Here is a 3183-nt window from a genome sequence, read left to right on the forward strand (position 1 = left end):
CATTACTTAAAATTGTCAATGAACTGTTCGTCGGCAAATTCATTTATAATGAGATTTTATCTACAGAAATATCTTGACATTAAAAAACTTCTTTCTGCTGTTTTTGGATATAAAAAAATATGCAGTGAATTTTATATTTATTCACTGCATATTTACGTGTTTAGCTACTATGCGGATTTTGTGCTCGTGGTAGTCACTTTTTATGTGGTTTTATTTGTTATTTATTATTTTTCAACCACATAATAGCGCATTGTGTGTGCATAGTAGCACCTGTGACAAGTATATCTTCATTAAAAATAACCTTAATAGGAGTTTTATCTAATGGCACAAGCTATATGTTAAAGTTTCCACCAGTGCCAACCAAAAGCAAAGTGATGAGTTATATTAACAGCTGTATCAGCGAATATCTCGTTTGCCATATCTTTGAAATGCTTGGATTCACAGTACAGGAAACTCTCCTTGGCACCTATACCGACAAGCGTGGCAAAGAAAAAGTTGTGGTTGCCTGTAAGGATTTTACTGCTGATGGTAAGAAACTGATGGGGTTTGTCCACCTAAAAAATACCTATGTAGATAGTGAGCAGAGTTGATACAGTACGGAGCTTTCCTCCATTATGAAAGCCATTGATGAGCAATCCCTTGTAGAACCACAAAAACTCAAAGACTTCTTTTGGGATATGTTTATAGCAGATGCTTTCCTTGGTAACTTTGACCGTCACAACGGCAACTGGGGAATTTTGATTGATGAGCAAAACTAATGCGCTGATATTGCTCCCGTCTACGACTGTGGCTCCTGCCTTTATCCTCAAATGGATGAAGTGATGATGGAAACTGTTTTGAATAATGAGGCAGAGATTAACCAGAGAATTTATGTCTTTCCCGCCTCAGCTGTTGTAGAAAATGGTAAAAAAATAGCCTACTTTGACTATATCTCATCTCTTCAAAATGAGGGCTGTAATGAAGCATTGAAACGAATTGCAGAACGTATTGACATGGATAAAATAGGTTGTTTGATTGATGAAACGCCAACCGTTACAGATTTGCAAAAGGATTTCTATAATGTCATAATTTCCGAGAGAAAAGCAAAAATCATTGACTACAGCATGGAGTTGCTCTTAAAGCAGGAGCTATGTTAAAAAGAACAACAAGACTCATTAGAGCCGTCACAAGAGTTTACAATGTAACTGTTCACATGAAATCACTCACTTGACGATTATTCATGCAGTCGCATAGTGGGTGATTTTTTTACGGAGGTGGTATATTTGGCAGAACCAGTATCAACGACAGTGCTTGTAGCAAAGGCAGTGCTGACATCTCTAAGTGATAAGTGTATACGAAAAAAACAGCTTGGGCGATTGGTCTTACCCTATCTCCTATAATTAAATTATGGTTTTAATCTGAGGTTTTCTCTTGAGAGCAACAGCTCAAAATGACAAAGCTATAAATTTATACTTTGATAGTATTGTTATTGCTTAAAAAAATTCCTAAGATTATGGATAATATATTAAACGGATAAAAATATACCTAACTCTCATTTAGTAGAGGTACACAAAAAACAGCAGTGCTGGTGCTTGAAGACTCAAGCGCCAGCACTGCCGTCACAAAAGATATTAAACTATTTTACTTTGTTTTTTCAGGTACCTTTAAAATATCGCCAGAGTGCAGTGTACTGAAAATAGTTTTATTATTCATTCTTGCAAGTTCAGTAGCACTGCAACCATATTTTTTGGAAATGCTCCAGAAACTATCACCTTTTTGAATCACATAGATATTACCGAAAATGTGTTGTGGTTTAGCTTCAGTTTCTCCGTATGCATTAAACTCATAGGAAGTACCAGCGATGATTTCTTTGCCTGTAAGAGCTTTTCCATCTTTGTAGTACATTCATTTGCCACTGTCGTTTTGCGTCCAGCCCTGCATAATATCAGAACTAATTACAAGCTCTGCAAAGCGTTTCAAGACAGCAGACACTTGCGCTCTGGTAGCGATACTCTGAGGGTCAAAGACATTACCGTTTTTGCCAGATAGAACACCTGCCATCTGTATTTGTTTTACGGCATCCTTTGCATAACTGCTGATTTTAGCATTGTCTGTAAAAATTACTTCTGCATGAACCTTTGGAACTGCAAAACCAATGGCTTTCGCATAATTTTGCATGACAACTGCCATTTGTTCACGGGTGATATTTTTATCCGGAGCAAAGGCTGTAGTAGAAATACCTTTTACAATCCCTTCTTCATGCGCCCATTCAACATATGGAAGATAGTATGAGCCTGTTTTGACATCAGTAAAGCGACTTTCCTTATACTTGCTTACATCAACTCCTGCAAGTCTACCAAGAGCTGTTACAAACATTCCTCTTGTCATAGCAGTATCCGGACTGAACTTACCATTTCCTGTGCCTTGTAACAGATTGCGTGCGGCTACAAACTCAATGCTTCCTTTTGCCCAGTGGTTTTCTGTGTCACTAAATTTGCTAATCTTATCTTCTTTGACACCTATTGCATAAAGAGAAAAGTAATTTGTTACAAAATTTAGGGTTTGTGTAACTGGATCGTAAACAGAGTTTGGCACTATATGTGCTTTGCCTTTACTATCAATATAGCAAGCAACTACATTGCCGGCCTTTTCGTTTGCGCCTAGTGTATATGGAATAGATATACAAACCGTTCCTTTTCCAAATTTCGTAACTTTTTTATCGTTTTTGCCTGTAATGGTCAAATCATAAACTGCTCTGTTGCCAACAAGCTGTTTCGTTTCAGCTGTTAAAGTGCTATTATTCATTTTTTTTGCACTTACTGTCACATCTGAATTGAGCTGTTTTCTAACTTCTTTTAGACTATCAAGGGTAAAGGTAATGCTGATGACATCGCTTGAGATAGTACTTGTTTTGACTTCATCTTTTACCAGTGCATCAACAGCTACTTTAGGCAGATTAGCGATAAGATTATTCTTGCCATCAGTATTTGATTTAATGGTAATATTGATACCATTTTCTGTTTTATTATTTTTTTTTGCTTCAGCCTGTGCTTGGCTGATTGCTTTATTTATAATTGTTTCAGTCACATCGACCGTTGCTGTATTGCCTGTGATTGTAGGCTTTATATTGGCAATTGCTTCGGTTGCTAATTTCGGTTTTTCAGTAGAGCCTCCGTTGCCAGTAGAGCCTCCGTTGCCAGTAGA

5 protein-coding genes are annotated in these 3183 nt (G+C 37.1%); 3 read left to right on the forward strand and 2 right to left on the reverse strand.

What is annotated here, in order from left to right; all coding sequences use genetic code 11:
- The first annotated feature begins 335 nt into the window (after window positions 1-335).
- The 3 genes from BUB33_RS16470 to BUB33_RS16480 all read left to right on the forward strand — a co-directional run bounded on the left by BUB33_RS16470 (window position 336) and on the right by BUB33_RS16480 (window position 1136).
- On the forward strand, window positions 336-590 hold the full coding sequence (locus BUB33_RS16470; RefSeq protein ID WP_200778251.1) for a HipA domain-containing protein: 255 nt from the start codon (window positions 336-338) through the stop codon (window positions 588-590).
- Window positions 591-614: 24 nt separating this feature from the next.
- Window positions 615-758, forward strand: coding sequence for a hypothetical protein (locus BUB33_RS16475; RefSeq protein ID WP_200778252.1), 144 nt, complete (start codon window positions 615-617; stop codon window positions 756-758).
- Window positions 759-824: 66 nt separating this feature from the next.
- Window positions 825-1136 (forward strand): HipA domain-containing protein, encoded by a 312-nt coding sequence (locus BUB33_RS16480; RefSeq protein ID WP_200778253.1) that lies wholly within the window; start codon window positions 825-827, stop codon window positions 1134-1136.
- 484 nt (window positions 1137-1620) lie between these two features.
- On the opposite strand, the gene BUB33_RS15055 is transcribed toward BUB33_RS16480, so the two are convergent.
- Both BUB33_RS15055 and BUB33_RS15060 read right to left on the reverse strand, forming a co-directional pair.
- Window positions 1621-1884: a LysM peptidoglycan-binding domain-containing protein gene (locus tag BUB33_RS15055; protein WP_072977963.1), complete on the reverse strand. Its 264-nt coding sequence runs from the start codon at window positions 1882-1884 to the stop codon at window positions 1621-1623.
- Window positions 1885-3183 (reverse strand): S-layer homology domain-containing protein (locus BUB33_RS15060; RefSeq protein WP_200778254.1); only part of this gene is annotated, 1299 nt, incomplete at its 5' end.

It is taken from the genome of Tissierella praeacuta DSM 18095 (assembly GCF_900128955.1).
Classification (GTDB): domain Bacteria; phylum Bacillota; class Clostridia; order Tissierellales; family Tissierellaceae; genus Tissierella; species Tissierella praeacuta.

Bases quoted from the DNA above. Each gene is read 5' to 3' on its own strand.
- BUB33_RS16470 (WP_200778251.1), top strand. From the start codon at position 336: ATGTTAAAGTTTCCACCAGTGCCAACCAAAAGCAAAGTGATGAGTTAT.
- BUB33_RS16475 (WP_200778252.1), top strand. From the start codon at position 615: ATGAAAGCCATTGATGAGCAATCCCTTGTAGAACCACAAAAACTCAAA.
- BUB33_RS16480 (WP_200778253.1), top strand. From the start codon at position 825: ATGGAAACTGTTTTGAATAATGAGGCAGAGATTAACCAGAGAATTTAT.
- BUB33_RS15055 (WP_072977963.1), bottom strand. From the start codon at position 1,884: ATGTACTACAAAGATGGAAAAGCTCTTACAGGCAAAGAAATCATCGCT.